Source organism: Streptomyces sp. HUAS CB01, from assembly GCF_030406905.1.
GTDB classification, from domain to species: Bacteria; Actinomycetota; Actinomycetes; order Streptomycetales; family Streptomycetaceae; genus Streptomyces; species Streptomyces chengbuensis.
The window spans coordinates 1,509,657-1,532,732 of sequence record NZ_CP129137.1 but is presented as its reverse complement, the minus strand read 5'-3'; the positions used below and the strand labels follow the sequence as shown (position 1 = coordinate 1,532,732).

Sequence of the window (23,076 nt, the reverse complement as noted above, 5' to 3'; positions counted from 1 at the left end):
CGAGTGACCTCTGCAGAGCATGACCTGGCACAGCACCACCCGGCACAGCACCACCCGGCACGGCAGCCCCCGGCCCGGTCCGTCCCCTCAGGGGCGGGCCGGGCCGCGGCCGTTGCGCGCGCCGAGCGCCTGGCGCACCGACCAGACGACCGACACGAGCGGTACGGCCACGACCGCGCCGATCACCCCGGCGGCGATCGCCCCGGCGACGACCGAGAGCGCCACGACCAGCGGATGCAGCCGTACGGCCCAGCTCAGCACGAGCGGATGCAGCACGTGTCCCTCGATCTGGCCGATGACCACGATCAGCGCGATGACGACCGCGGCGATGACCGGGCCCTTGGCCGCCAGCGCCACGACCGCGGCGACCGCGAGCGCGATGGGCGAGCCGATGAGCGGGATGAACGCGGCGAAGAACTCCAGCAGCGCTAGCGGCACGGCGAGCGGCACGCCGAGGGCGTACAGCGCCACGCCGACCAGGATCGCGTTGGTCGCCGCCACCAGCACGATGCCGTGCGTGTAACCGGTGAAGGTGCGCCAGGCCGCGTGGCCCGCCACCGAGACCCGGTCCCGCGCGGAGAGCGGCAGTTGGGCACAGAACCAGTGCCAGTGGCGGTCGCCCGAGTGCAGGAAGAACACCGCGCAGAACAGCCCGAGCGCCAGGGTCGTCAGCACCTCCACCAGCCGGCCCGCGCCGCTGAGAGCGGTACTGATCAGCGTGGACCGGTGGCTGGAGAGGAACCGGCCGATCCGTGACTGGAGATCGTTGAGCGCCTCCGGGTTCAGTCGGAACGGCGGTTGCTCCAGCCAGCGCTCGATCCTCTCGATCCCGGCGCCGAACTCGTGCTGCAGCACGGTCCGCTCGCCGGCGACGGTCTCCGCCACCAGGGCCAGCACACCGAGGACGAGGGCGATGCTGCCGATCAGCGCGATGGTCACGGCGAGCGGGCGCGGCAGCCGCCGGGTCAGCAGATCGACGACCGGCCGGAGCATCGCCGTGCCGACGAGACCGAGGAAGACGGCCACGCCGATCTCGTGGAACCGCCCGAGGACCGAGAAGACGGCGTACACGAGGGCGCCGACCACCAGCAGCCGCCAGGCGTAGGCGGCGGCCGTCCGCAGGGCGGGTGCCACCGGGGATTCGGCGGCGGGGTGGGCGCCCGGCGCCGGGCGGGCGTCACCGCGCGCGACGCCGCGCGCCGCGCGGATCCGGTGCCGGGGGTGGGCGGATCGTGTGGGCATTGCCCGGACTGGTACCACCGGCGGAGGCGGGCCCAACGCGCGCGGGCCCTCATTCGCCCGAAGGCACGGCTTCGCCCGAGGCACGGCCGCGCGGCCCGGCCGGGGTCCCGCGGGGCGGGCGCAGGGGCCCGGGGCCGGTTTCGGGCAGGGCCCCGTCCCCTCCGGAGCCCCGTGGCTCCGGTCGCTGCCCGGGGCGGGCGGCTCCGGTGTGCGGACGTCCGGGATCCCGGCGGCTCCGGCGTGCGGACATCCGGGCCTTCGGGCACCGGGTGCCTCCGGGCCCGGTGTCTTCGGACGCTTCCCCGGCCCGGCGGCTCCGGCGTGCGGACCCCCGGTGCGCGGCCCGGCCGTCAGGAGCAGTCGGCGCGGTGGTCGTAGGGCATGCACCCCAGGAGCTGCAGCACGTCCGTACCCTCCGGGAACGGCAGCCCGGGGACGCCCGAAGCGAACAACTGCGGCGCCGGCACCATCGGCCGCGGTCCCGGCCCGTCCGGTGCGCGCTCGGTGTCCGGGGCGTCGTCGTCGCAGTGCGGCCAGGGCTCCCCGGCCGGCCGGAGCAGGGGACCGCCCACCGGGCTGTCCAGCACGCCGGGGCGCCCCGGCCCGCGGGTGCAGCCGTATCGCCTCCTCCTTGCGGTACGCGGCGACCTCGGGGAGCAGCGTTTCCACGTCCGCCGGGCGCGGGGGAGCCGTACGGATCACGGTCCCGGATCGTAGCCGAGCCCACCCGTATGGGCATCGTACGAATGTTCGAAACTTGGTCTATGGTGGAGGCGAGGGGGAGGTGAGAACGGATTGATCCAGGAGGTGCGGGTGCCCGGTTTCACGCATCTGCACACCGTGTCCGGTTTCTCCGTGCGGTACGGGGCCTCGCACCCGGAGCGGCTGGCCGAGCGCGCCGCCGAGCGGGGCATGGGCGCCCTCGCCCTGACCGATCGCGACACCGTCGCGGGCGCGGTCCGCTTCGCCAAGGCCTGCGCCAGGGCGGGGGTCCGCCCGATCTTCGGGGCCGAGCTCGCCGTGCGCGAGCAGGGCGTACGGACCGAGGGCACGACCGCCCGAGCCGAGCGCCGGCGCACCCCGGTCCGGGGTGGCGCCTTCATCGACGAGTCCGCGCCCCGCGTCACCTTCCTCGCCCGTGACGGCGCCGCCGGCTGGGCGGAGCTCTGCCGGCTGATCACCGCGGCCCACACCGCCGAAGGCCGGCCGGTCCTCGACCGGGACGCCCTCGCCGGAGCCACGGGGCCCGCCGGAGCTTCCTGGGGTGACGGGCTCACCGTGCTGCTCGGCCCGGCCTCCGAGGTGGGCAGGGCTCTCGCCGCGGGCCGTCCCGACCGGGCCGCCCGGCTGCTCGCGCCCTGGCGGGAGCGGTACGGCGACGCACTCCGTCTCGAGGTCGTGCACCACGGGACCGAGGGCACGGGCCCCGGCTCGCTCCGCCTCGCCGCCCGCACCGCGGGCTTCGCCGCCGAGCAGGGCGTCAGGGCCGTCCTCAGCAACGCCGTGCGCTACGCCGATCCCGGCCAGGGCCCCGTCGCCGACGTCCTCGACGCGGCCCGCAGGCTCGTCCCCGTCGACCCCGCCCGGGGGCTCGACAGCGGCGAGCGCTGGCTCAAGGGCGCGGACGACATGGCCCGCGCGGCCGAGCGGATCGCCGAGGCCGCCGGCGGGCGCCGCGACGCCGCGCACCGGCTGCTCGCCGTCACCGAGGAGACCGCCGCCGAATGCCGCGTCGACCCCGAGCGCGACCTGGGGATGGGCTACGCCTACTACCCGGAGCCGCACCTCGTGGGCGCCGCCGGACGCAGCGCCCAGCGCGTCCTCGCCTCCCGGGCCGCGGCGGGGATGGTGCTGCGCGGCTACGACCGGCTGCCGCCGGCGCAGTCCCGCGCGTACTGGGAGCGGATGCACTCCGAGCTGGACGTCATCGCCTTCCACGGCAACGCCACCTATTTTCTGACGGTTGCTCAGGTCGTGGACGACGTGCGGGAGATGGGTATCCGGGTCGCGGCCCGCGGCTCCGGCGCCGGATCCCTCGTGAACCATCTCCTCGGCATCGCGCACGCCGACCCGGTCGAGCAGCACCTGCTGATGGAACGCTTCCTGTCCAAGCGCCGGTTCGCGCTGCCCGACATCGACATCGACGTCGAGTCCGCCCGCAGGCTGGAGGTGTACCGCGCGATCCTCGACCGCTTCGGCGAGGAGCGGGTCGCGGCCGTCGCCATGCCCGAGACCTACCGGGTGCGGCACGCGATCCGGGACGTGGGTGCCGCGCTGAGCATGGACCCGGCCGAGATCGACCGGCTGGCGAAGGCGTTCCCGCACATCCGCGCCCGCGATGCCCGCGCGGCCATGGAGGAGCTGCCCGAACTGCGCGAGGTGGCGAAGGAGAAGGGCGGTCACCGCAGGCTGTGGGAGCTGGTCGAGAGCCTGGACGCGCTGCCGCGAGGCGTCGCCATGCACCCGTGCGGGGTGCTCATCTCCGACTCCTCACTGCTGCGGCGCACCCCCGTGATGCCGACCAGCGGCGAGATCCCCGGCGGTCCTTCGGGCGGGGGAGCCTCCCCCTTCCCGATGTCGCAGTTCGACAAGGAGGACGTCGAGGACCTCGGGCTGCTCAAACTCGATGTGCTCGGTGTACGGATGCAGTCCGCCATGGCGCACGCCGTCACGGAGATCGAGCGGACGACGGGCCGGCGGATCGACCTGGACGACGCAGGTCAGGTGCCGCCGGGCGATCCGGCGACGTACGGGCTCATCCGCTCCGCCGAGACGCTGGGCTGCTTCCAGATCGAGTCGCCGGGCCAGCGCGATCTCGTCGGCCGGCTGCAGCCCGCGAGCTTCCACGACCTGGTCGTGGACATCTCGCTGTTCCGGCCGGGGCCGGTCGCGGCGGACATGGTGCGGCCGTTCATCGAGGCGCGGCACGGGCGGGCGCCGGTCCGCTTCCCGCACCCCGATCTGGCCGGGCCGCTGGCGGAGACGTACGGCGTCGTCGTCTTCCACGAGCAGATCATCGAGATGGTGGACATCATGACCGGCTGCGGCCGGGACGAGGCCGACCGGGTGCGGCGCGGACTCTCCGACCCCGAGTCGCAGGAGCGCATCAGGACGTGGTTCGCCGCGCAGGCGGAGCGGAAGGGGTACACGGCCGAGGTGGTCGCACGGACCTGGGAGATCATCGAGGCGTTCGGCTCGTACGGCTTCTGCAAGGCGCACGCCGTCGCCTTCGCCGTGCCGACGTACCAGTCGGCCTGGCTCAAGGCGCACCATCCGGCGGCCTTCTACGCGGGGCTGCTCACGCACGACCCCGGGATGTACCCGAAGCGGCTGCTGCTGGCGGACGCGCGGAGGCGGGGGGTGCCGGTGCTCCCGCTCGATGTGAACCGGTCCGCGGTCACCCATCGCATCGAACTGGTGTCCGATGACGGGGGGTCCGGGACCTGGGGTCTGCGGCTGGCGTTCTCCGACGTCCACGGCATCGGCGAGGTGGAAGCGGAACGGATCGAGGCCGCGCAGCCGTACTCCTCGCTGCTGGACTTCTGGGAGCGGGCCCGCCCCGGACGGCCGGTCGCGGAACGGCTCGCACAGGTCGGCGCGCTGGACGAGTTCGGTGCCAACCGGCGCGATCTGCTGCTGCACATCGCCGAACTGCACCGCGCCCAGCGGAGTTCGGTCTCCCACGGCGGACGCGGCGGGCAGCTCCCGCTCGACGGCGGCCGCAGGACCGCGTCCGTCGGGCTGCCCGACCTCAACGAGGCCGAGCGGCTCAGCGCCGAACTGGGCGTCCTCGGTATGGACGCGTCCCGCCATCTGATGGCCGACCACCACCGTTTCCTCGACGAACTCGGCGCGATCCCCGCGAAGCGGCTGCGCGATGCGGACCACGGCGCGACGGTGCTGGTCGCAGGCGCCAAGGCGGCCACCCAGACGCCGCCGATCCGCTCCGGGCGACGAGTCATCTTCACCACCCTGGACGACGGCACGGGCCTGGTCGACCTGGCCTTCTTCGACGACAGCCACGAGGCGTGCGCCCACACCGTCTTCCACTCCTGGCTGCTGCTGGTGCGCGGCGTCGTCCAGCGCCGGGGGCCGCGCAGCCTCAGTGTGGTCGGTTCCGCGGCGTGGAACCTCGCGGACCTGATCGAACTCCGGCGCACGGGCGGCCTGGACGCGGTGGCCGAGCGGCTCGCCGCGGGGACCGCGGGTGGGGGCGGCGGGGACGGCGCCGGGAGTGAGGGTGCGTCCGGCGCCCCGGCCGACGGTGGCCGCCGCATCCGGATGTCCACCGGGTACGAGATGAACGCCTGGGCCGATCTCCGCCCCGCGGGTGAAGGGGCGGCACCGGCACGGAAGTTGTGGCACCAGAGCCCCGGGAGCGCGGGATGACGAACGGGCAGGGGAACACGCTTCCCCCGCGCGGCGACGGCGCGGGGGGCGGGACGGATGCGCCCGTGCCCGTCGTGCCCGCGTCCTCCGTGCCTGCGTCCGCATGCGCGTCCGCGTCCTCCGCGCCCGTGCCCTCTGTGCCGTCCGTGCCGGCGGGGGAGCCGGACGCGCCGACCGTCCTGTACGTGCGTTTCCGCGGCGCCGGCGGAGAGGCGCCGGACGGTGCCGCCTACGCGGGGCTGCTCGGGCTGCTCGGTGCGTTCACCCCGGTGGTGGAGGCGGTCGGTCAGGACGGCGCGCTGGCCGATGTCCGGGGCGCGTTGAGGTACTTCGGCCGGGACGCCGCCGGACTCGCCGCGGTGATCCGGGTGCGGGCCCTCGCCCTGTACGGCGTCGACTGCGTGATCGGCGCAGGGCCCAACCCGCTGCTCGCCAGGATGGCGGCGCGGGAGGCCGGCCCCGGTACGACCCTGGTCGTGGGCGACGCTGCGGAGTTCCTCGCCGGCCGCCCGGTCGCCGCGCTGCACGGCGTCGGCCCCGCCACGGCCCGCACCCTCTGCGGCTACGGGCTCGACACCGTCGACCGGGTCGCCGCCGCCCCCCTCGCCGTGCTCCAGCGGATCCTCGGCGTACGCACGGGGCGGGAGGTGTACGAGAAGGCCCACGGCGTCGACCGGACCCGGGTCGTCCCCAACGCGGCGGCCCGCTCCGTCGCGGCCGAACGCACCTTCCCCCGGGACGAGCTGGACCGTGACCGCCACCGCCGCGCGCTGCTCTCGCTCGCCGGGGAACTGGGGGCGAGGATGCGCGGGGAGGGGCAGGTGTGCCGTTCCCTGACGCTCACCGTGCGCTACGCCGACCGCACCACGACCACCAGGACCCGCGCCCTGGCCGAGCCGACCGCGCACTCCGCGTCGCTCACCGGTGCCGCGTACCGGCTCCTGGACGCGCTCGGTCTGCAGCGCGCCCGGGTGCGTGCCCTCGCGCTGCGCGCCGAAGGGCTGATCCCCGCCGAACGGGCCGCGCACCAGCTCACCTTCGACCCCGCCGATGACAAAGCACGCCGGTTGGAGGCGGTTGCCGACCGGGCGCGGGCCAAGTTCGGCCCCCGCGCGGTCATTCCGGGCTCCCTCGCCGCATAAGCCGCACCTCCGCGTTTCTGTGAGTAACCACACCATCACGGATCTTGACGGTGTTTCAGTTTTTACCGACGCGTAACTTTCCAGTCCTGGTTACCCGTGCGTACGTTTGACATGAGCACACCTCCCTTCTTGTGGTCCGGGCCGCAGGGCGAATCCCCACATCCCCACATCAGCCTCGCATTCCCTTGAGCCGCAAGGAGATCGCACGATGCTGTCCTGGAAGCGTGCCCTCAGACCACTGACCGCCGCCCTGCTGGCGGTGGCGATCGGCCTCGCGCCGGCCGCCACCGCCCACGCAGCCGCTCCGTCGAGCGGCTGGAACAACTGGTCCTGCAAGCCCTCCACCGCCCACCCCCGCCCGGTGGTCCTCGTCCACGGAACCTTCGGGAACTCCGTCGACAACTGGCTCTCCCTCGCGCCGTACCTCGTGAAGCGCGGCTACTGCGTGTTCTCGCTCGACTACGGCCAGCTCCCGGGCGTCCCCTTCTTCCACGGCCTCGGCCCCATCGCGAAGTCGGCCGAGCAACTCGACACGTACGTCGACCGGGTCCTCACCGCCACCGGAGCCGGCGAGGTGGATCTCGTCGGTCACTCGCAGGGCGGCATGATGCCGCGTCACTACCTCAAGTTCCTCGGGGGCGCCGACAAGGTGAACGCCCTCATCGGCCTCGCACCCGACAACCACGGGACGACGCTCCACGGGCTCACCGGCCTGCTCAAGTACTTCCCGGGCGCGGCGGACCTGCTCAACTCCGCGACCCCCGGGCTGGCCGACCAGATGGCCGGCTCCGCGTTCCTCACCAAACTGAACGAGGGCGGCGACACCGTCCCCGGCGTCCGGTACACCGTCATCGCCACCAAGTACGACGAGGTCGTCACCCCCTGGCGGTCGGCGTTCCTCGACGGGCCGAACGTGAAGAACGTGACCCTGCAGGACCTGTGCGCCATCGACCTCTCCGAGCACGTGGCCATAGGGCTGTTCGACCGGATCGCGTACCACGAGGTGGTCAACGCCCTCGATCCGGCGAAGGCCAAGCCGACGACCTGCGCGTCGGTCTTCGACTGACCTGACGGCAGGCACCCGACCTGCCGGACCTGCTGACGGCCGGCACGCTCACGGGCCGTCCTGTGCGGAGCCGCGGTGGCGATCCCGCCGCGGCGCCCGCGCCGTCCGCTCGGAAACGGCGAAGGTGCCGCCGCGACACACCGCGGCGGCACCTTCGCCCTTCCCTGCGCCCTCGGCTCAGCGGCCGGCCCTGCGGCGCGTGGTCGCGAACACCACGGCCGCGCCCAGCGCGAGCACCGCGGCACCGCCGGCCGCGAGATACGGGGTGCCGCCGTCGCCACCGGTCTCGGCGAGGTTCTCCCCGGCGCCGTTGGCCCCGGGGGCGTTGGCCTCGGCGCCGGTCCCGCCGTCCGTGCCCGACTCCGTCGCCGCCTTCGGGGTGGCGTCGGCGGGCTCGTTCGCGGCCGGCGCCTCGGAGTGGTCGTCGCCGCCGTGACCGCCGTGGTCGACGGTGGACTCGTCCTGACCCTCCTCGATCTGCTCGTCCGAGGGCGCGGACGCGGTCGGCGCCGGGGCGCCACCCCCCGCGGAACCGCCGCTGTCCTGGCCGAACACCACGTCCGAGCAGGTGTAGAAGGCCTCGGGCGAGTCCGACCGCTGCCAGATCGAGTAGACCAGGTGCCGCCCCGACCTCGCGGGCACGGTGCCGTCGAAGACGTACTCCCCGTTCACCAGCTTCGGGTCCGTGACCTTGGCGAACGGCTGCGCCTCCAGGTCCGACCACGCGAGCGGCTTCGACGGGTCGTAACCGTCCTTCGTGATGTACAGCTCGAACGAACCCCGGTGCGGGGCGGTGGCCTTGTAGTGGAACGTGTGGTTGCCGGCCGCGAGCTTCGAGGCGGGCCAGTCGGCGCGCGGCAGGTCCAGGCCCTTGTACTTGTCCCGGTTCGCGCTGCACAGCTTGCCGTCCGGGATCAGCGACTTGTGGTTGCCCGCGGCGTTGGCGATGTTGACCTCGTTCCAGTCGTAGAACGCCTGCGCCCCGCTGGCCGCGACCGCCGCCTTGCACGCCGCGGAGTCGGGGCTCTCGGGTCCCTCGGCGTAACACGCGGACACCCGGCTCACCGGATCCGTCATCGACCCGTGCGCGACGGCCGGCGAGGCGGCGAGCGTGGTGAGCGCGAGCGGCGCGATCCCGAGCGCGGCGACGGTGGCGGCCCTGCGGCGAGCGGTCATGGTGAGGATCTCCTTCGAGAGCGGCGTAGGGGGAGGGGGGATCCCGGGCGGGGGCCCGCACCGCGGTGCAGCCCCCCGATTCCACAGCGGCACCGACGCCCGGACCCCGCCCGGCGATCAGCAAGCTAGCCCGTCGAAACGCCCAAACGGGCTGCTGGGGCGGGGTGATGGCGATCCTTATGGTCGCTTTAAGGGTGGGGTAAGAAGGGGCTCAGGAACGCTGCGGAGCGCACACGCGTGACCACATGGTCAGATGCCGACGTCGGCCGAATCCCCTCGGGCCGTGCGGCTTCTGGGATAAGGTCACGTCGGCTGTCGATCGTCCGGCGCCGTACCGAAGAGGGAGCCATGTGGCGAACGCTGGCCAGTGCGGTGGCCGGTTTGCTCGTGCTGTTCGTCGGCAGTCTTGCCTTCAACGCGGCGTCCGGTCAGAGCCGCTGGCCGGGGCCGCTCGACTTCGTGCGCGTCCACCCGTGGGTGGTGCTCCTCGTCCTGGTACCCATGGCGCTGATCGGGTTGTGGCAGGCGCCGCGCCGCGACCGTGCGCGGGTCCCGCTCGGGCCCGTGGCGTACCGACTGCCGCCGCGCAACATCAACTTCACCGGCCGTGACGCCGCCCTGCGGGAGTTGCGGCAGCGGCTCACCTCCATGGACGACGTCGCGACGCTGGCCGTGCACGGGCTGGGCGGCGTCGGCAAGACCCAGCTCGCGGTCGAGTACGCGTACCGCTACCTGTCGAAGTACCGGTTCGTCGCGTTCGTGGACGCCGAGCACCCCGATCTGGTGGCGGCGCAGTTCGTGTCGCTGGCCGGCGAGCTGGGGCTGGCGGAGGTGAACTCGGACCAGGCCATTCCACGGGTGTACGGCACGTTGCGGGACCGCAGGCCCTGGTTGGTCGTCTTCGACAACGGGGAGAGACCCGGCACGCTGACGCACGCGCTGCCGTCGGGCGACCTGGCGGGCAACGGCCATGTCATCGTCACGACCAGGGTGAGCGGCTGGTCGAGCAGGGCCGACGTCATCGACCTGGATGTGTTCACCAGGCGGGAGTCGCGGGAGCTGCTGGTCCGGCGGGTGCCCGGCACGACCGCTGAGGTGGCGGACCGGATCGCCGAGCAACTGGGGGATCTGCCACTGGCGTTGGAGCAGGCGGCCGGGTACATGGGCTACAACCACACGGCGCCCGAGGAGTACCTGTCCCTGCTGACGTCACGGCTGGAGGACATGATCGGGCAGGGCGAGCCGACCGACCGGCCGGCGGTGGTGGTGTCGACCCTGTGGCAGCTCAGTGTGCGGAGGCTGGAGGCGGAGCAGCCCCAGGCGGTACGGCTGCTGGAGCTGTGCGCCCTGCTGGCGCCGGAGCCGATCCCGCTGGACTTGTTCACGGGCAGCCCCGACATCCTGGACGTGCCCGCAGCCGACCCGCTGGCATGGGACACGACGGTCGGCGCCCTGGCAGGTCTGGGTCTCGCGAGGCGGGGGAACGCGTCCCTGGTGCTGCACCGGCTGGTTCAGGCCGCCGTCCGGGCCGCGATGCCGGACGCGGCGCACACGGACGCTCGGGTCCGGCTGTGTCGTGCGCTGCTCGCGGCCGTGCCGCAGGATCTCCACAACGACCCGGATGCGAGGCCGCGCTGGCAGGAGCTGCTCCCGCACGTCATCGCGCTGACCAAGGACGACCCACCGGCCGAGTGCGCCGCGGAGACCGCGGTGCTGCTCAGGATGGCGTCGGAGTTCCTCATCCAGATCGGTGACTGCCCGGTCGCGCTGCGCCTGTGCGAACGTGCCCTCGCGATCGACGAGTCGCTCGGCGGCCGGGACGCTGAGGTCGGCTTCGACCTGATCACCCTGGCGCAGATCCACCGGGACCTCGGCGCGCCGGAGAGGGCACGCCCGCTGGCGGAACGCGCACTGCGCCTGCACGATTCCTGTCTGCCGGCGGACAGCCCCGCCATCGCCACGGACCTGGCCACGCTGGCGCGGATACTGTGCCTTCTCGACGAACACAGGGCGGCGCAGCCGCTGGCCGAGCGGGCGCTGCGGATCGACGAGGCGGCGTACGGGCCCCACGACCCGTACGTGAGCTTCGACCTGGTGGCGCTGGCGAACGTCCACGTCGACCTCGGCGACTACGCCACGGCCGTGCCGCTGATCTCGCGGGCGCTGCGGATCCGCGAGGCCAGTTACGCCCCGGACCACCTGTACATCGGGTACGTCCTGCTGTTCCAGGCCCGGGTCCTGCACCACGTGAACGACCCGACCGCGCCGGACCTCGCCCGCCGGGGTGCGCAGATCCTGCACACCCGGCTGGGCAGGAGCCACCCCAAGACCGAGGACGCGTTCGCTCTGGTCAACCGTCTCCGTTGACGACGCCGTCCCACTGACGGCCCCGGCCGCCCGGGCGCTGACGCCACCGCCCGCGCCTCCGGTGGCGGGACGCGCGGCCGGGGCTCACGCGGCCAGCGCCGGACGAATGTTGAACAGCCCGCCGGCGCCGGTGAGTTCCAGAAGGCGCCGGGCCTGGTCCTGCACGCCGCACAGCTCCAGGGCTCCCTTCTCCGCCTCGGCGCGCCGAAGCAGGACCAGCAGCATGTTGAGGCTGCTGGAGTCCATGAAGGAGACGCCCGACAGATCCAGGCTGAGTGTTCTGCCGGGGAGGGGCACGGTGTCGGTGACGCGGGTGACGCGGGGGCAGGTGTCCACGTCCAGTTCGCCGGCCAGGGTCACCACGGTGCGGCCCGGACGCTCGTCGACGCTCACGTGGAAAGTGCGCATGATCATGCTCACCGTTCGGGATCGGAGCCCATCACGGTCGCTTCCGTACGGGAAGAGGTCCGTCAAGCGTGCGGCGTCGTGCCGCCCAAAGCCGAGCAAGACCACCCGTACCGTCCATCGGTCACCGTGTGTGACCGCTCGGCAGCGCGGGGTCTCCCACCAGACCAGGCTGGTTGCGCCGAGCGTGTCACATCCACGGTCCGGACGCCAGACCGCCTCCGTGCCGGCGGCCGCCCGGAGAACCTCTCGCCGCAGCTGAGCGGTTCGCCCCCGTCGTCCCCGGGGCGGCCGACCGGCCCGCCGGACACGCGCCCGACCATGACGGCACGTCGCGCCGATGGCGCCCCGCGCCGCTACTTCTGGAAGTAGCGCGTGCCCTTGTCGAGCAGGTGGGAGGCGTAGACGCGGCCCAGCGTCGGAGTGTCCCGGTAGAAGCCCACATGCCCCTTGGACATGTCCACCACGACCGGGCGTGCGAAGCATGCGAAGCGCATGCGCTGCTGTTCCTGTGCCCAGGCCATGGCCGCGGGGTCGACCCGCTCGCTCACGAGCACGGGGAAGGCGGCGATTCCGGTCTGCAGGCCGACCGGCAGGCCGCCCTTGTTGGCGCGGGCGTAGTCCAGGACCTGCCAGGTGAAGGACTCGACGGCCGGCACCGTGATCTCCGGCACGGCGGCGACCGCCGTGAAGAGATGCAGCTTGGTGGCCGCCCACTTCAGCCGGAAGTCGGCTCGCCGGCCGACGAGCACGGAGGCGCCGTGCCACTGCTCCCAGCGCGGGGCGCAGTCGTCGGCCGTCAGCCGGTGCTCGACGAATCGCAGGTAGGTCTGGACGGCGGTCGCTTCGGTCATGCGCAGATCATCGCTGAAGCCCGGGGCGCGGTCGGCGGTGGGGGGGCGGGGAGCGGCACGGCCCGGGAGGCGGCGGGGTCGGGGGAGTGCCGCTGCCCGGTGGACGGCGGTGGCGGGGAGCGGCCGGCCCCGGCAGGACGTCCGGTCGGGCCGGGGAGTGCCACCGCCCGAAGGCTCCCGGCCGGCAGAGCCCCGTCCGGGTCCGTTCGCCGTCCGCGCCCGGCCGGGAGCGGGCCCCGGGGTGGGGCCGTGGGCCGCGCCCATCGGCCGTACCGGCCCGGCCGCCCCGCTCCCTTCACGCACTGCGAGCCCTGTCAAGCGACGAGCTCCCGGGACTGCCGCCGCCCCCACCGGTCGCCGGACGCTGGATCCCCGACCGCGACATCGGCGGCACCAGCGCACCTGGAAGACACCATGTCCGTACTCACGAGGGCGGCCGCGCTCCGCCTCCTCGCCGTTCTGCTCGTCCTCGCCGTGGCGACCGTCCAGCGCCGATCGCCGCCGGGCTCTCCCGCACTGCTCGCCGCGGCGGGGCCGGCGCTCCTCGTCTTCTTCGTCCTCGTACGGCAGCGCCTGCGTCGGTACTGGGCGGAGAGCCGGTGGGACGAGTGGATCAGGACCGCGGCCGGACTGGCGTGGCGGGACCGGGTGGGCCTGTTCGGTGCCACCGCCCGGGGCCGCCCCGTGCCCGACCCGCGGCTGGCGGCCCTGGCGGCGCAGCGCGCGGAACGTCTGTGCGCCCTGCTCGACGTCAGCAGGCCGGGTCGCGATGTGAGCTGGTCCCTGCTGGGGGCGGCCGCGGCGCTGCTGCCCGCGGTGTGGCTCATGCTGACCCGGGAACGCGTCGCCTGGGCCTCGTTCGGCTGGGCGGCCCTGCTGGTGACGGTCTGTCTGACCGGTCTGCTCGTCAATCGCCGTCGTGCCCGCCGGGCCCGGCGGTGCCTCCGGGCGAACCGCCCTCCGGTGACCCCTCGATGAGCCGGCACGCGAGGCGCCCCTGGGCAGGCCGTCTCGGTCCTGTGCGGACCCGCGCGTCCACGGCCGGACCGACGCGGCCCTGCGCTGACCCGGACCCACCGGCAGCTCAGCAGGGTCCGGCACCCCGGCAGCCCACCCGCCGTCCGACGCCCCCACACGCACCGCGGCCGGCGGCCGGAGCACTCGCTCCGCCCGCCGGCCGCGTGCACGGCGTCCGCCCGGGTCAGCCGAACAGGTTGTACGCCTGCCAGCCGGTGCCGAACGCGACGCGGGCGTTGAAGCCGCCGTTGCCCTTGCCCGGGTAGAGCCAGAGCTTGCCGGTGGTGTCGCGGGTCATCACGTCGGCGTGGCCGTCGCTGTTGACGTCGCCGGTGGTGACGATCGCGTTCATGCTGCCGAAGGCGCCGACCAGGACGGGGGCCGCCCACGGCTTGGTCGCGACACCCGTGCCCTTGTAGAGGTAGGTCTTGCCGTCGCTCTTGCGGGCGAAGATGTCGGCCTTGCCGTCGGCGGTGAAGTCACCGTGACCGCGGACCATCGTGAACGATCCCCAGCCCGTGCCGACGGCGATCGGCGCGGCGAAGCCGCCGTTGCCCTTGCCGGGGTACACGCGCATGGTGCCGGTGGAGTCGACCGCGAGCATGTCGGGCAGCTCGTCGCCGGTCACGTCACCGGGGGCGACGATCTGCTTGTGCTTGCTCCAGCCCTTGGCCACGAGCTTGCGCTCGTACGTGTCGGACGACGGGACGTAGTGGTCCCAGTAGACGTCGCCGTTGGAGCCGCGGAGCAGCACGTCCTGGTAGTCGTCCCGGTCGAGGTCGGTCTGCAGCGACAGGGTGTACCCGCCGAACCAGCCGTGGTCGAACGTACGGCTGAGGGAGGTGACCTTCGACGTCCAGCCGAACAGCGTGCCGTCCGACGCCCGGCGGGCCAGCAGGTCGGCCGTGTGGTCGTAGTTCCAGTTGGCGTCGTCCACCCGGGCCTGGACCGGGGCGGAGTACGTGGAGACCTTCGCGTACAGGCCGTACTTGCCCGCCGTCGAGCAGTTCTCCCCGGAGACGATGCCGGCGAGCCTGCCGCCGACGACCAGCGGGCCGCCGGAGTCACCGCTGCAGGTGGTCTCGCTGGTGCCGTCGTCGCCCGTCGGTGCGGCCCCGGCGCAGAGCATGTGGCCCTTGACGAAGCCGCCGCCCGGGTACGCCGCGGCGCAGGCGGTGTCGGAGACGACGTCCGCGTCCGCCACCTTCAGCGTCGCTGCCGCCCCACCCGGCCCGGACGTGGTCTTGCCCCAGCCGTACACCTTGCCGTCGAGCCCCGCCTGGTAGAGCGCGGAGTCGGTCGGCTGGGCGAGCGGCAGCGGCTTGACGGTGGACGGCACCGGCGAGGTGAGCGTCAGCACGGCCACGTCGTTGTCCAGCGTGGAGAGGCTGAACTGGGGGTGGTGCCACTGCCGGTAGGCGCCGAGCAGCGTCCCGCCGTGCCAGTCCCAGGTGCCGTCGGTGTTCTGGGTGGGCGTACGGTCGGTGCCGACGACGACGGTGCCGCCCTTGTACCACTTGGCGCCCTTGACGCACTGTGCGGCCGTCGCGACCTTGGACGGGGCGATGACCACACCGCCGCACAGGAATCCGGTGCCGGTGGTCTCGTCGTAGTAGTGGAGCTGGGCCATCCACGGCGCGGCCGCGATGGTGGTCGTGGAACCACCGATGATGCGTGCGCTGGGCACGCCGCGCGTGCCGTCGCTGCGGACGGAAGCGCCCGCCGCATCCGTCGCCAGGCCGACGCGCCTCAGGAGCTCCTTCTGCGACGGCTGTACGGGCTTCTGCGCGTCCGCGCCGATCCGGGGCGCCTCACCCGCCTCCGCGGAACCGGACTCGGTGACCGCGATCCCCGCCCCTGCCAGCGCGACGACGACGGCCACGGCAGGAAGCGCGAGTCCCGTACGGCGCTTGTGCCGGCCACCACGCGTGCGAATCTGCACTCGTCAACCCCTCGGGTCGAACCGGCGGAACGCGACCGCCCGCCGGAATCAATGACTGTTGACGGCGGGGGCCACGCTCAGGGGCAGCACGGCGCGCGAGGCCCCCTGACCCGGCCGGCGCTGCGCGGTGGAACCCCCCACCTCGATGGGGCAGATGATACGAGCGTCAACTATTGGTTGACCAGTGGGGTTACTGAACGGGAGTTCAGCCGAGCCGCCGGTACCGGCGCTCGGGCCGTCCCGTGCCGCCGTACCGGAGGGTCACTTCCGCGCGGCCCGTCTCCGCGAAGTACTCCAGGTACCGGCGGGCGCTGACGCGGGAGAGGGACCCGGCTTCCGCGCACTCGGTGGCCGACATGCCCTCCGGGTGCTCGCGCAGGATGCGGTCGACCAGGTCCGCCGTGTGGGCGGCGAGCCCCTTGGGGAGCTCGCGGGACCCGGGCGGACGGGTGCCGAAGAGCTGGTCCACGTCCTCCTGGCGTGCCTCGTCAAGCGACTCCAGCCTGCTCCGGAGCGAGGCCACGTGCCGCAGCTGCTCCTGGAGCGCCGCCGGGCTGAACGGCTTGATCAGATAGTGCAGAGCGCCGGCGCGCAGTGCCGAGCGGACCGTGCCGGCGTCCCGGGCCGCCGTGATGAACAGGACGTCCACCGGCTGCCGCTCCGCGTCCAGCTCCTCCGCCGCGCGAAGTTCGCGCAGCACCCCGATCCCGTCCATGTCGGGCAGATAGATGTCCAGCAGCACCAGATCGGGGCGCAGCCGGTCCACCGCACGCAGCGCCTCGGCGCCGCTGTGCGCCACCCCCGCGACGGTGAAGCCGGGCGTCGCGGACACATAGCGGGTGTGCAGCTTGGCGACCATGAAGTCGTCGTCCACCACGAGGACGTTCACCGCCAACCACCTCGCAGGACGCGCACCACGCGGGACGGGCCCGCGACGGACGCGTCCCCGCCGGGCCGGCCTGTGCCGGGGCCGCCCGGCGGGGACGAGCCCGCGCAGGACGGGATCGTGCCGGACGGACCCGTGCCGACCGTCGCCGAAACCCTGGCCCGGGTGCCCGGCGGCCCGCTCCGGCCGGGGCCCCCTCGCCTCGGCCGGGGTCGAGGCCCGCGGTGGAGCGGCATCGGGAGGCCGTGCGGGCCGGGAGAGCGCTGCGTCACGCCGACACGCTAGGCCGCGACCACAAGGACCACAACGTCCGTTGGTTCCGGAAGAGAGACAGCTTCTTAACGCGCAGGCAACATGTGGGCCACTTCACACGTCCCCTGCTCAGAACCGAAAGGCGGCTCACGTGCGATCGCGCACTCCCCTCGCCCTCCTCGGGGCGGCGCTGCTGGTGCTCGTGGGGCCACCGCTGCTCACCCCCGGCAGCGGCGCCGACACCGGTACCCGAATCCCCGGCCTGCGCTTCATGGTCCCCAACTCGCCGGGCGGCGGCTACGACATCACGGCCCGCACGGCGGCGAAGAACGCCGAGGAGGCCGAGCTCACCCACAACATCGAGGTGTTCAACCTGCCCGGCGCGGGCGGCACCGTCGGACTGACCCGGCTCGTCGGCGAACACGGCAACGGCAGGCTCGCCATGTCGATGGGGCTCGGCGTCGTCGGCGCCGTGCACACCAACAAGTCGCCGAAGACCCTCGCCGACACCACCCCCATCGCCCGGCTCACCGAGGAGCAGGACATCGTGGTGGTCGCGAAGGACTCTCCGTACAAGACCATCCGGCAACTCGTCGCGGCCTGGAAGAAGGACCCCGCCGCGGTGCCCGTGGGCGGCGGCTCCTCACCCGGAGGCCCCGACCACCTCGCCCCCATGCTGATGGCACGGGCAGCGGGCATCGCGCCCAGGTCCGTCAACTACGTTCCCTTCGACGGCGGCGGCGAACTCCTCGCCTCCATCCTCGGCAACAAGATCGCCTTCGGTGTCTCGGGCGTCGGCGAGTACCTCGACCAGATCAGGTCCGGGGAGCTGCGGCTGCTGGCCGTGACCGGGCCGAAGCGCGTGCCCGGCCTCGACGCACCCACCCTGCGCGAGTCCGGACTCGACACCGACTTCACCAACTGGCGCGGCATCGTCGCCCCGCCCGGACTCTCCGCCGCCGAACGCGACAAGCTCATCGGCCTCGTCACCGAGCTGCACGGCTCGAAGCAGTGGCGGGAGTCGATGCGGAAGAACGGCTGGGACGACGCCTTCCTGCCCGGCGACGAGTTCGGCGACTTCCTTCAGACGCAGGACCGCCGCGTCGACTCCGTACTGAAGGAGCTGGGGTTGTGAGCACGCGGACCACACCGACCGCACCGGAGGCACCCGCCGCCCCGGCGGGCCGCTCCTGGCTGAGGGACCACTCCGAACTCGGTGTGAGCCTGCTGCTCGCTGTCATCGGCGTCCTCGTCCTGACCGACGCGCTGACGATGCCCCTCGACCTCGCCCAGCGCGGTCCCGTGGGACCCGGGACCGTGCCGCTCGTCGTCGGCACCGGACTGCTGGTGACCGCCGCCCTCCTCGCCGTGGACGTGCTGCGCGGCGGCCGCGGCGAGGCCGGGACCGGCGAGGACATCGACCTCGCCGAACCCGCCGACCGGCGCACCGTGCTGCTGCTCGCCGGTGTCTTCCTCGGCAACGCCGTGCTCATCGAGCCGCTCGGCTTCCCCGTCTCCGGGGCGCTGCTCTTCTGGGGCTCGGCGTACGCGCTGGGCAGCAGGCACCCGCGGCGCGACCCGCTGATCGCGGCCGTGCTCTCACTCGCCACCTTCCTCGTCTTCAACAACCTGCTCGGGGTACCGCTGCCCGGTGGCCCGCTGATGGGGGTGCTCTAGCCGATGGACTCGCTCAACTCCCTCCTCGACGGCTTCGGGACGGCACTGACCCCGGTCAACCTCCTCTGGGCGGCACTCGGAGTGCTGCTCGGCACGGCCATCGGAGTGCTGCCCGGCATCGGCCCGGCCATGGCGGTCGCGCTGCTGCTGCCCGTCACCTACGGCCTCGAACCGACCGGCGCGTTCATCATGTTCGCGGGCATCTACTACGGGGCCATGTTCGGCGGATCGACCACGTCCATCCTGCTCAACACCCCCGGCGAGAGCGCGGCGGTGGTCGCCGCGATCGAGGGCAACCCCATGGCCAAGGCCGGCCGGGGAGCACAGGCGCTCGCGGCCGCCGCCGTCGGCCACTTCGCGGGCGGCATGATCGGCACGGTCCTGCTCGTCGCGCTCGCCCCGGCCGTCGCCGCACTCGCCGTCGACATCGGGGCCCCCGACTACTTCGCCATCATGGTGCTGGCCTTCATCGCCGTCACCTCCGTCCTCGGCTCCTCCCGCATCCGCGGACTGGCCTCGCTGCTCGTCGGACTCACCCTCGGCCTCGTCGGCCTGGACCAGCTGACCGGACAGCAGCGGCTCACGTTCGGCTCGCTCCAGCTCGCGGACGGCATCGACGTCGTCATCGTCGCCGTCGGCCTGTTCGCGATCGGCGAGGCGCTGTGGGTCGCCGCCCATCTGCGCCGCACCACCGGCGAGGCGGTACCCGTCGGCCGCCCCTGGCTCGCCGGGTCCGACGTCCGCAGGACCTGGAAGCCCTGGCTGCGCGGCCCGCTGATCGGGTTCCCCTTCGGTGCCGTCCCCGCGGGCGGCGCGGAGATCCCCACGTTCCTGTCGTACGTCACCGAGAAGCGGCTCTCCCGGCACAAGGAGGAGTTCGGCAAGGGGGCCATCGAGGGCGTGGCGGGACCGGAGTCCGCGGCGTCCGCGTCGGCGGCCGGCACGCTCGTGTCGATGCTGACGCTCGGACTGCCGACGACGGCCGTCGCCGCCGTGATGCTCGCGGCCTTCCAGCAGTACGGCATCCAGCCCGGACCGCTGCTGTTCGAACGCGAACCCGACCTGGTCTGGGGCCTGATCGCGTCGTTGTTCGTCGGCATGGTCCTGCTGCTCGCACTGAACCTGCCGCTCGCACCGCTGTGGGCGAAGCTGCTGCGCATCCCGCGGCCCTACCTGTACGCGGGCATCCTCTTCTTCGCCGCCGTCGGTGCCTACGCGGTCGGCGGGGAGCCCCTGGACCTGCTGATCCTGCTCCTGATCGGCCTGATCGGATTCGGCATGCGGCGGTACGGACTGCCCGTGCTGCCAGCGGTCATCGGCGTCATCCTCGGCCCGGCAGCCGAACAGCAGCTGCGGCGCGCGCTCCAGATCAGCGACGGCAGCGTCACCGGCCTGGTCGACACCCCGTTCTCGGTGGCGGTCTACGCCGTGATCGCGGTGCTGCTGGCCTGGCCCTCGGTGAAGAAGCTGGTCGGGCGCCGCCGTAGTGTGACGGCATGACGGACGCCTCCCACCCCCCGCGCCTCCGGGGCGCGGGGGGCACCCCACGCCCGGCCGGTCCCGCGGACGTCCCGCGGGTGAAGGCCGTGACCGACGCGGCCTACCACCACTACATCGAACGGATCGGCCTCGTGCCGGCCCCGATGCAGGCCGACCACGCGGCGAACGTGGCGGCCGGCCGGGTCCGCGTCACCGGTGACCCCGTCGACGGGGTCCTGGTGCTGGTCCCCGAACCCGGCCACCTCTGGCTGGACTCCATCGCCGTCCACCCCGACGCCCAGGGCACCGGCCTCGGCCGCCGGCTGCTGGCCTGGGTCGAGGAGCACGCCCGCGAACTCGGCCTGCCCGAGGTAAGGCTGCTGACGAACGCGATGATGTGGGAGAACCGGCGGATGTACGAGCGGTACGGCTACGAGGTCGTCGAGCGCCGGACGGAAGGTCCGTACGACCGCTTCCACTACCGCAAGCCCCTTCGCTGACCGACCCGTTGTCAGTGGCGGCTGCGACGATCGGACGCATGACGACGATCGACTGGGACGCCGCCGCGGACACCTTCGACGACGAGCCCGACCACGGGCTGCGCGACCCCGGGGTCCGCCGCGCCTGGGCGGAGCGCATGCGGCACTGGCTGCCGCCGGCGCCCTCCGACGTGCTCGACCTCGGCTGCGGCACGGGCAGCCTGGCCCTGCTCGCCGCCGAGCAGGGCCACCGGGTGACCGCCGTCGACCTCTCGCCGCGGATGGTGGAGGCCGCGTGCCGCAAACTCGCCGGCACGGGGGCCGAGGTGCTGACGGGCCCCGCGGAGCGCCCTCCGGTGGGGGACCGCCGGTTCGACGCCGTGCTCGTGCGCCATGTCCTGTGGGCGATGCCCGACCCCGAGGCTGCCCTCGCCCACTGGGTGTCCCTGGTGCGTCCCGGCGGGCGGCTGGTGCTGGTCGAAGGGGTGTGGGGCGGCAGCGGACTGCCGGCGGCCCGGCTGCTCGGCGCCCTCGGTCCGCTGGCACGGAGGATCGACCACGAACGGCTGTCGGACGTGCCCGCGCTCTGGGGCCGGCCGGTGCACGACGAGCGGTACGCCCTGGTGGCCCGGACGGATCGCGCAGGGCGGGACGAGGGCGCCCCTGCCGCCGCGGACCGGTCCGGTGAGGACACGGGCGGGGCCCCCGACCGGGCGGACGAGGAGGTCCGCACGGTCCGGCCCCGGCACAGCGAGATCGTCGACGTCCATCTCGTCCTGCGCCGCGGCGACGAGGTCCTGCTGGCCCGCCGGGCGGGCACGGGATACGCCGACGGGTTGTGGAACGGCCCTTCGGGTCACGTCGAGGACGGTGAGGACGTGCGTGCGGCCATGGTGCGCGAGGCACGCGAGGAGATCGGCGTCGAACTCGCCCCGGAGGACCTGCGCGTCGCGCTGGTGATGCAGCACCGGGGGCCGGGCGATCCGCCTCGCACGGGCTGGTTCTTCGAGGCCGACCACGGGAGGGGCGGCGAGCCGTACAACCGGGAGCCCCACAAGTGCTCTGAGCTGGCCTGGCACCCTCTCGCCGCGCTCCCGGACGACATGGTCGCGTACGGCAGGGCGGGGTTCGAGGCGTACCGGAGGGGCGAGCGTTTCGTCCTCCACTGGCACGAGGACGACGACCCGGTCGCCCACGACCCGGGCGTTCCGGACCGTTCGGTGCCGCTGCCGATGACGCGCGTCAGTCCAGCAGCCGGGTGAACCGGCCCTGCCGGGCCAGGAGTTCCAGCGCGTCCAGGGCGCGCTCCGCCTCCTCGGCCGCCAGGGGGTCCCGCTCGGCGAGACCGCTCGCGGCGAACTCGTCCTCGTCCAGGCGCAGGACGAGGGAGCCGTCGGCCGACACCCACAGGTCCAGGTCCAGGTCCTCCACCACCAGCTCGTCCCGGGACACCCGGGCGGGCCGGGTGATGTCCGTGTACCAGCCCTTCAGCGTCCCGTCGCCCGCCCGGACCTCCTTCACCGCGTACCAGCGGTCGCGCCAGTAGTGCTCGGTGAACACATCGCCCGGCTCGAAGCGGACGAACCCGAAGTCCTTCACACCCTCACCCGCCCACGGGGCACGGACGGTGATCCGGGTGCCGTCGTCGGCGACCACCTCAGCCGGGTAACGGATCTTCGTACGACCGGCCTTGACCAGGGTGACGTCGACCCAGGACTCACCCCAGCGTGCGGACATGGCGTACCTCCGTCGCGCAGATCTCGTAGCCGAACCACTCGTTGACGGCCAGCATCGGGCCGTTGCCCGCGTCGTTGCCGGTGAACGCCTCGGTGAACCCGGCCGCCCGCGCCCGGTGCAGCGAGTCGTTCTTGGCGAGCCTGGCCAGCCCTCGGCCGCGGAAGGCGCGTGCGGTGCCGGTCATGGCGGTCCCGTAACGGGCCGCGCCGTCCGTACGGGCCGCGCTGAACGCCACCGGGCGGCCGTCCACGACGGCGACCGACGTCAGTTCCGGGCTGAACAGCGGATGGCCCCAGGTCTCGTCGAGCCAGTGGCCGTAGTCCGTGAACTCCGCCGTCACATCGCCCGGTTCGTCCGCCGTCGTGGCGGCGTCCAGCTCGAACAGCGGCCGCGGGTCACCGGCGAAGTCGGACGCCGGGACGATCCGCACCCCGTCCGGCGGGGTCCGCAGCGGCGGCAGCGTCCCGGCGGCCAGATCGAGGCGGAGGAAGTGCGCCGTGCGCCCGGCCCGGTAGCCGAGCCGTTCGGCGAAGGCCCGGTGCTCCGGTTCGTCCAGCACCCAGGTGTAGACCTCGCCGGCGCCGACGCCGGCCAGATACTCCTCTGCGGCGCGTACGACGGCCGTCCCCGCGCCCCGTCCACGGCGCTCGGGATGCACATAGACGTTGGCGTAGCCGACCCCCGGCTCGGGACTGTCGTGCGCGAGCCCCACCTGGGCCGTGGCGATGATCTCGCCGTCCTCCTCGGCGACCAGCGGCCGGTAGTGCGCGAGCGGATGCGCATGTTCCGTCTCGAACACCAGGGCCTCCGGGGTGACCAGCATGAACGGCAGGGCGGCGCGACGGACCCGGGCGACCGCTTCGGCGTCACCGGGCGCACGGAAGGCGCGGACGATCACAGTCATGATGCGGCACGCTACGCGCGCGCCCCCGTGTACGCCTCTCAATTTCGGGAGGGTCCCCAGCG

The 23,076-nt window shown here is 73.3% G+C and carries 19 protein-coding genes; 10 read left to right on the top strand and 9 right to left on the bottom strand.

The window, feature by feature from the left end:
- Window positions 1–87 precede the first annotated feature (87 nt).
- Both QRN89_RS06880 and QRN89_RS06875 read right to left on the bottom strand, forming a co-directional pair.
- Window positions 88–1,242, bottom strand: coding sequence for an AI-2E family transporter (locus tag QRN89_RS06880; protein ID WP_290348460.1), 1,155 nt, complete (start codon window positions 1,240–1,242; stop codon window positions 88–90).
- A 350-nt stretch (window positions 1,243–1,592) separates the two neighbouring features.
- Window positions 1,593–1,829, bottom strand: a complete 237-nt coding sequence (locus tag QRN89_RS06875; protein ID WP_290348459.1) for a hypothetical protein — start codon at window positions 1,827–1,829, stop codon at window positions 1,593–1,595.
- A gap of 226 nt (window positions 1,830–2,055) precedes the next feature.
- On the opposite strand from QRN89_RS06875, the gene QRN89_RS06870 reads away from it, so the two are divergent.
- The 3 genes from QRN89_RS06870 to QRN89_RS06860 all read left to right on the top strand — a co-directional run bounded on the left by QRN89_RS06870 (window position 2,056) and on the right by QRN89_RS06860 (window position 7,839).
- The gene (locus QRN89_RS06870; RefSeq protein ID WP_290348458.1) at window positions 2,056–5,631 is read left to right on the top strand and encodes a DNA polymerase III subunit alpha; all 3,576 of its coding nucleotides are present in this window, start codon (window positions 2,056–2,058) and stop codon (window positions 5,629–5,631) included.
- A 185-nt stretch (window positions 5,632–5,816) separates the two neighbouring features.
- On the top strand, window positions 5,817–6,773 hold the full coding sequence (locus QRN89_RS06865) for a DNA polymerase Y family protein (protein ID WP_290353598.1): 957 nt from the start codon (window positions 5,817–5,819) through the stop codon (window positions 6,771–6,773).
- Window positions 6,774–6,981: 208 nt separating this feature from the next.
- Entirely contained in the window at window positions 6,982–7,839 is an 858-nt protein-coding gene (locus QRN89_RS06860; RefSeq protein ID WP_290348457.1) for an esterase/lipase family protein, read from the top strand.
- A gap of 177 nt (window positions 7,840–8,016) precedes the next feature.
- Here QRN89_RS06860 and QRN89_RS06855 read toward each other — a convergent pair whose 3' ends face one another.
- Complete coding sequence (locus tag QRN89_RS06855) at window positions 8,017–9,015, bottom strand: lytic polysaccharide monooxygenase auxiliary activity family 9 protein (RefSeq protein ID WP_290348456.1); 999 nt, start codon at window positions 9,013–9,015, stop codon at window positions 8,017–8,019.
- A 348-nt stretch (window positions 9,016–9,363) separates the two neighbouring features.
- On the opposite strand from QRN89_RS06855, the gene fxsT reads away from it, so the two are divergent.
- Window positions 9,364–11,382 (top strand): FxSxx-COOH system tetratricopeptide repeat protein, encoded by a 2,019-nt coding sequence (gene fxsT / locus QRN89_RS06850; RefSeq protein WP_290348455.1) that lies wholly within the window; start codon window positions 9,364–9,366, stop codon window positions 11,380–11,382.
- Window positions 11,383–11,466: 84 nt separating this feature from the next.
- Here the strand turns inward: fxsT and QRN89_RS06845 are convergent, their stop codons facing one another.
- The gene (locus tag QRN89_RS06845) at window positions 11,467–11,790 is read right to left on the bottom strand and encodes an STAS domain-containing protein (protein ID WP_290348454.1); all 324 of its coding nucleotides are present in this window, start codon (window positions 11,788–11,790) and stop codon (window positions 11,467–11,469) included.
- Between the two features lie 353 nt (window positions 11,791–12,143).
- Window positions 12,144–12,641 (bottom strand): levansucrase, encoded by a 498-nt coding sequence (locus tag QRN89_RS06840; protein ID WP_290348453.1) that lies wholly within the window; start codon window positions 12,639–12,641, stop codon window positions 12,144–12,146.
- Between the two features lie 414 nt (window positions 12,642–13,055).
- On the opposite strand from QRN89_RS06840, the gene QRN89_RS06835 reads away from it, so the two are divergent.
- Entirely contained in the window at window positions 13,056–13,619 is a 564-nt protein-coding gene (locus tag QRN89_RS06835) for a hypothetical protein (RefSeq protein ID WP_290348452.1), read from the top strand.
- A 223-nt stretch (window positions 13,620–13,842) separates the two neighbouring features.
- Here the strand turns inward: QRN89_RS06835 and QRN89_RS06830 are convergent, their stop codons facing one another.
- Window positions 13,843–15,600 carry a trypsin-like serine protease gene (locus QRN89_RS06830; RefSeq protein WP_290348451.1) on the bottom strand — a complete coding sequence of 586 codons (1,758 nt, stop codon included), beginning with the start codon at window positions 15,598–15,600 and terminating at the stop codon, window positions 13,843–13,845.
- Window positions 15,601–15,805: 205 nt separating this feature from the next.
- A complete protein-coding gene (locus tag QRN89_RS06825) occupies window positions 15,806–16,489 on the bottom strand; it encodes a response regulator (protein ID WP_290348450.1) in 684 nt (227 codons plus the stop codon).
- Between the two features lie 400 nt (window positions 16,490–16,889).
- Here QRN89_RS06825 and QRN89_RS06820 point away from each other — a divergent pair, with 400 nt between their 5' ends.
- From QRN89_RS06820 to QRN89_RS06800, 5 genes are read left to right on the top strand one after another with little or no spacing between them, the layout of a single operon-like run.
- Window positions 16,890–17,873: a Bug family tripartite tricarboxylate transporter substrate binding protein gene (locus QRN89_RS06820; protein ID WP_290348449.1), complete on the top strand. Its 984-nt coding sequence runs from the start codon at window positions 16,890–16,892 to the stop codon at window positions 17,871–17,873.
- Window positions 17,870–18,415, top strand: coding sequence for a tripartite tricarboxylate transporter TctB family protein (locus QRN89_RS06815; RefSeq protein WP_290348448.1), 546 nt, complete (start codon window positions 17,870–17,872; stop codon window positions 18,413–18,415). Before QRN89_RS06820 ends, QRN89_RS06815 begins: the two co-directional genes overlap by 4 nt.
- A gap of 3 nt (window positions 18,416–18,418) precedes the next feature.
- Complete coding sequence (locus tag QRN89_RS06810) at window positions 18,419–19,915, top strand: tripartite tricarboxylate transporter permease (RefSeq protein ID WP_290348447.1); 1,497 nt, start codon at window positions 18,419–18,421, stop codon at window positions 19,913–19,915.
- Window positions 19,912–20,394, top strand: coding sequence for a GNAT family N-acetyltransferase (locus QRN89_RS06805; protein WP_290348446.1), 483 nt, complete (start codon window positions 19,912–19,914; stop codon window positions 20,392–20,394). Before QRN89_RS06810 ends, QRN89_RS06805 begins: the two co-directional genes overlap by 4 nt.
- A gap of 38 nt (window positions 20,395–20,432) precedes the next feature.
- Window positions 20,433–21,635, top strand: a complete 1,203-nt coding sequence (locus QRN89_RS06800; RefSeq protein ID WP_290348445.1) for a methyltransferase domain-containing protein — start codon at window positions 20,433–20,435, stop codon at window positions 21,633–21,635.
- Here QRN89_RS06800 and QRN89_RS06795 read toward each other — a convergent pair.
- Window positions 21,616–22,110: a ribonuclease FAU-1 family protein gene (locus QRN89_RS06795; protein ID WP_290348444.1), complete on the bottom strand. Its 495-nt coding sequence runs from the start codon at window positions 22,108–22,110 to the stop codon at window positions 21,616–21,618. The genes QRN89_RS06800 and QRN89_RS06795 overlap by 20 nt on opposite strands.
- On the bottom strand, window positions 22,091–23,014 hold the full coding sequence (locus tag QRN89_RS06790; protein ID WP_290348443.1) for a GNAT family N-acetyltransferase: 924 nt from the start codon (window positions 23,012–23,014) through the stop codon (window positions 22,091–22,093). Before QRN89_RS06790 ends, QRN89_RS06795 begins: the two co-directional genes overlap by 20 nt.
- Window positions 23,015–23,076 lie beyond the last annotated feature (62 nt).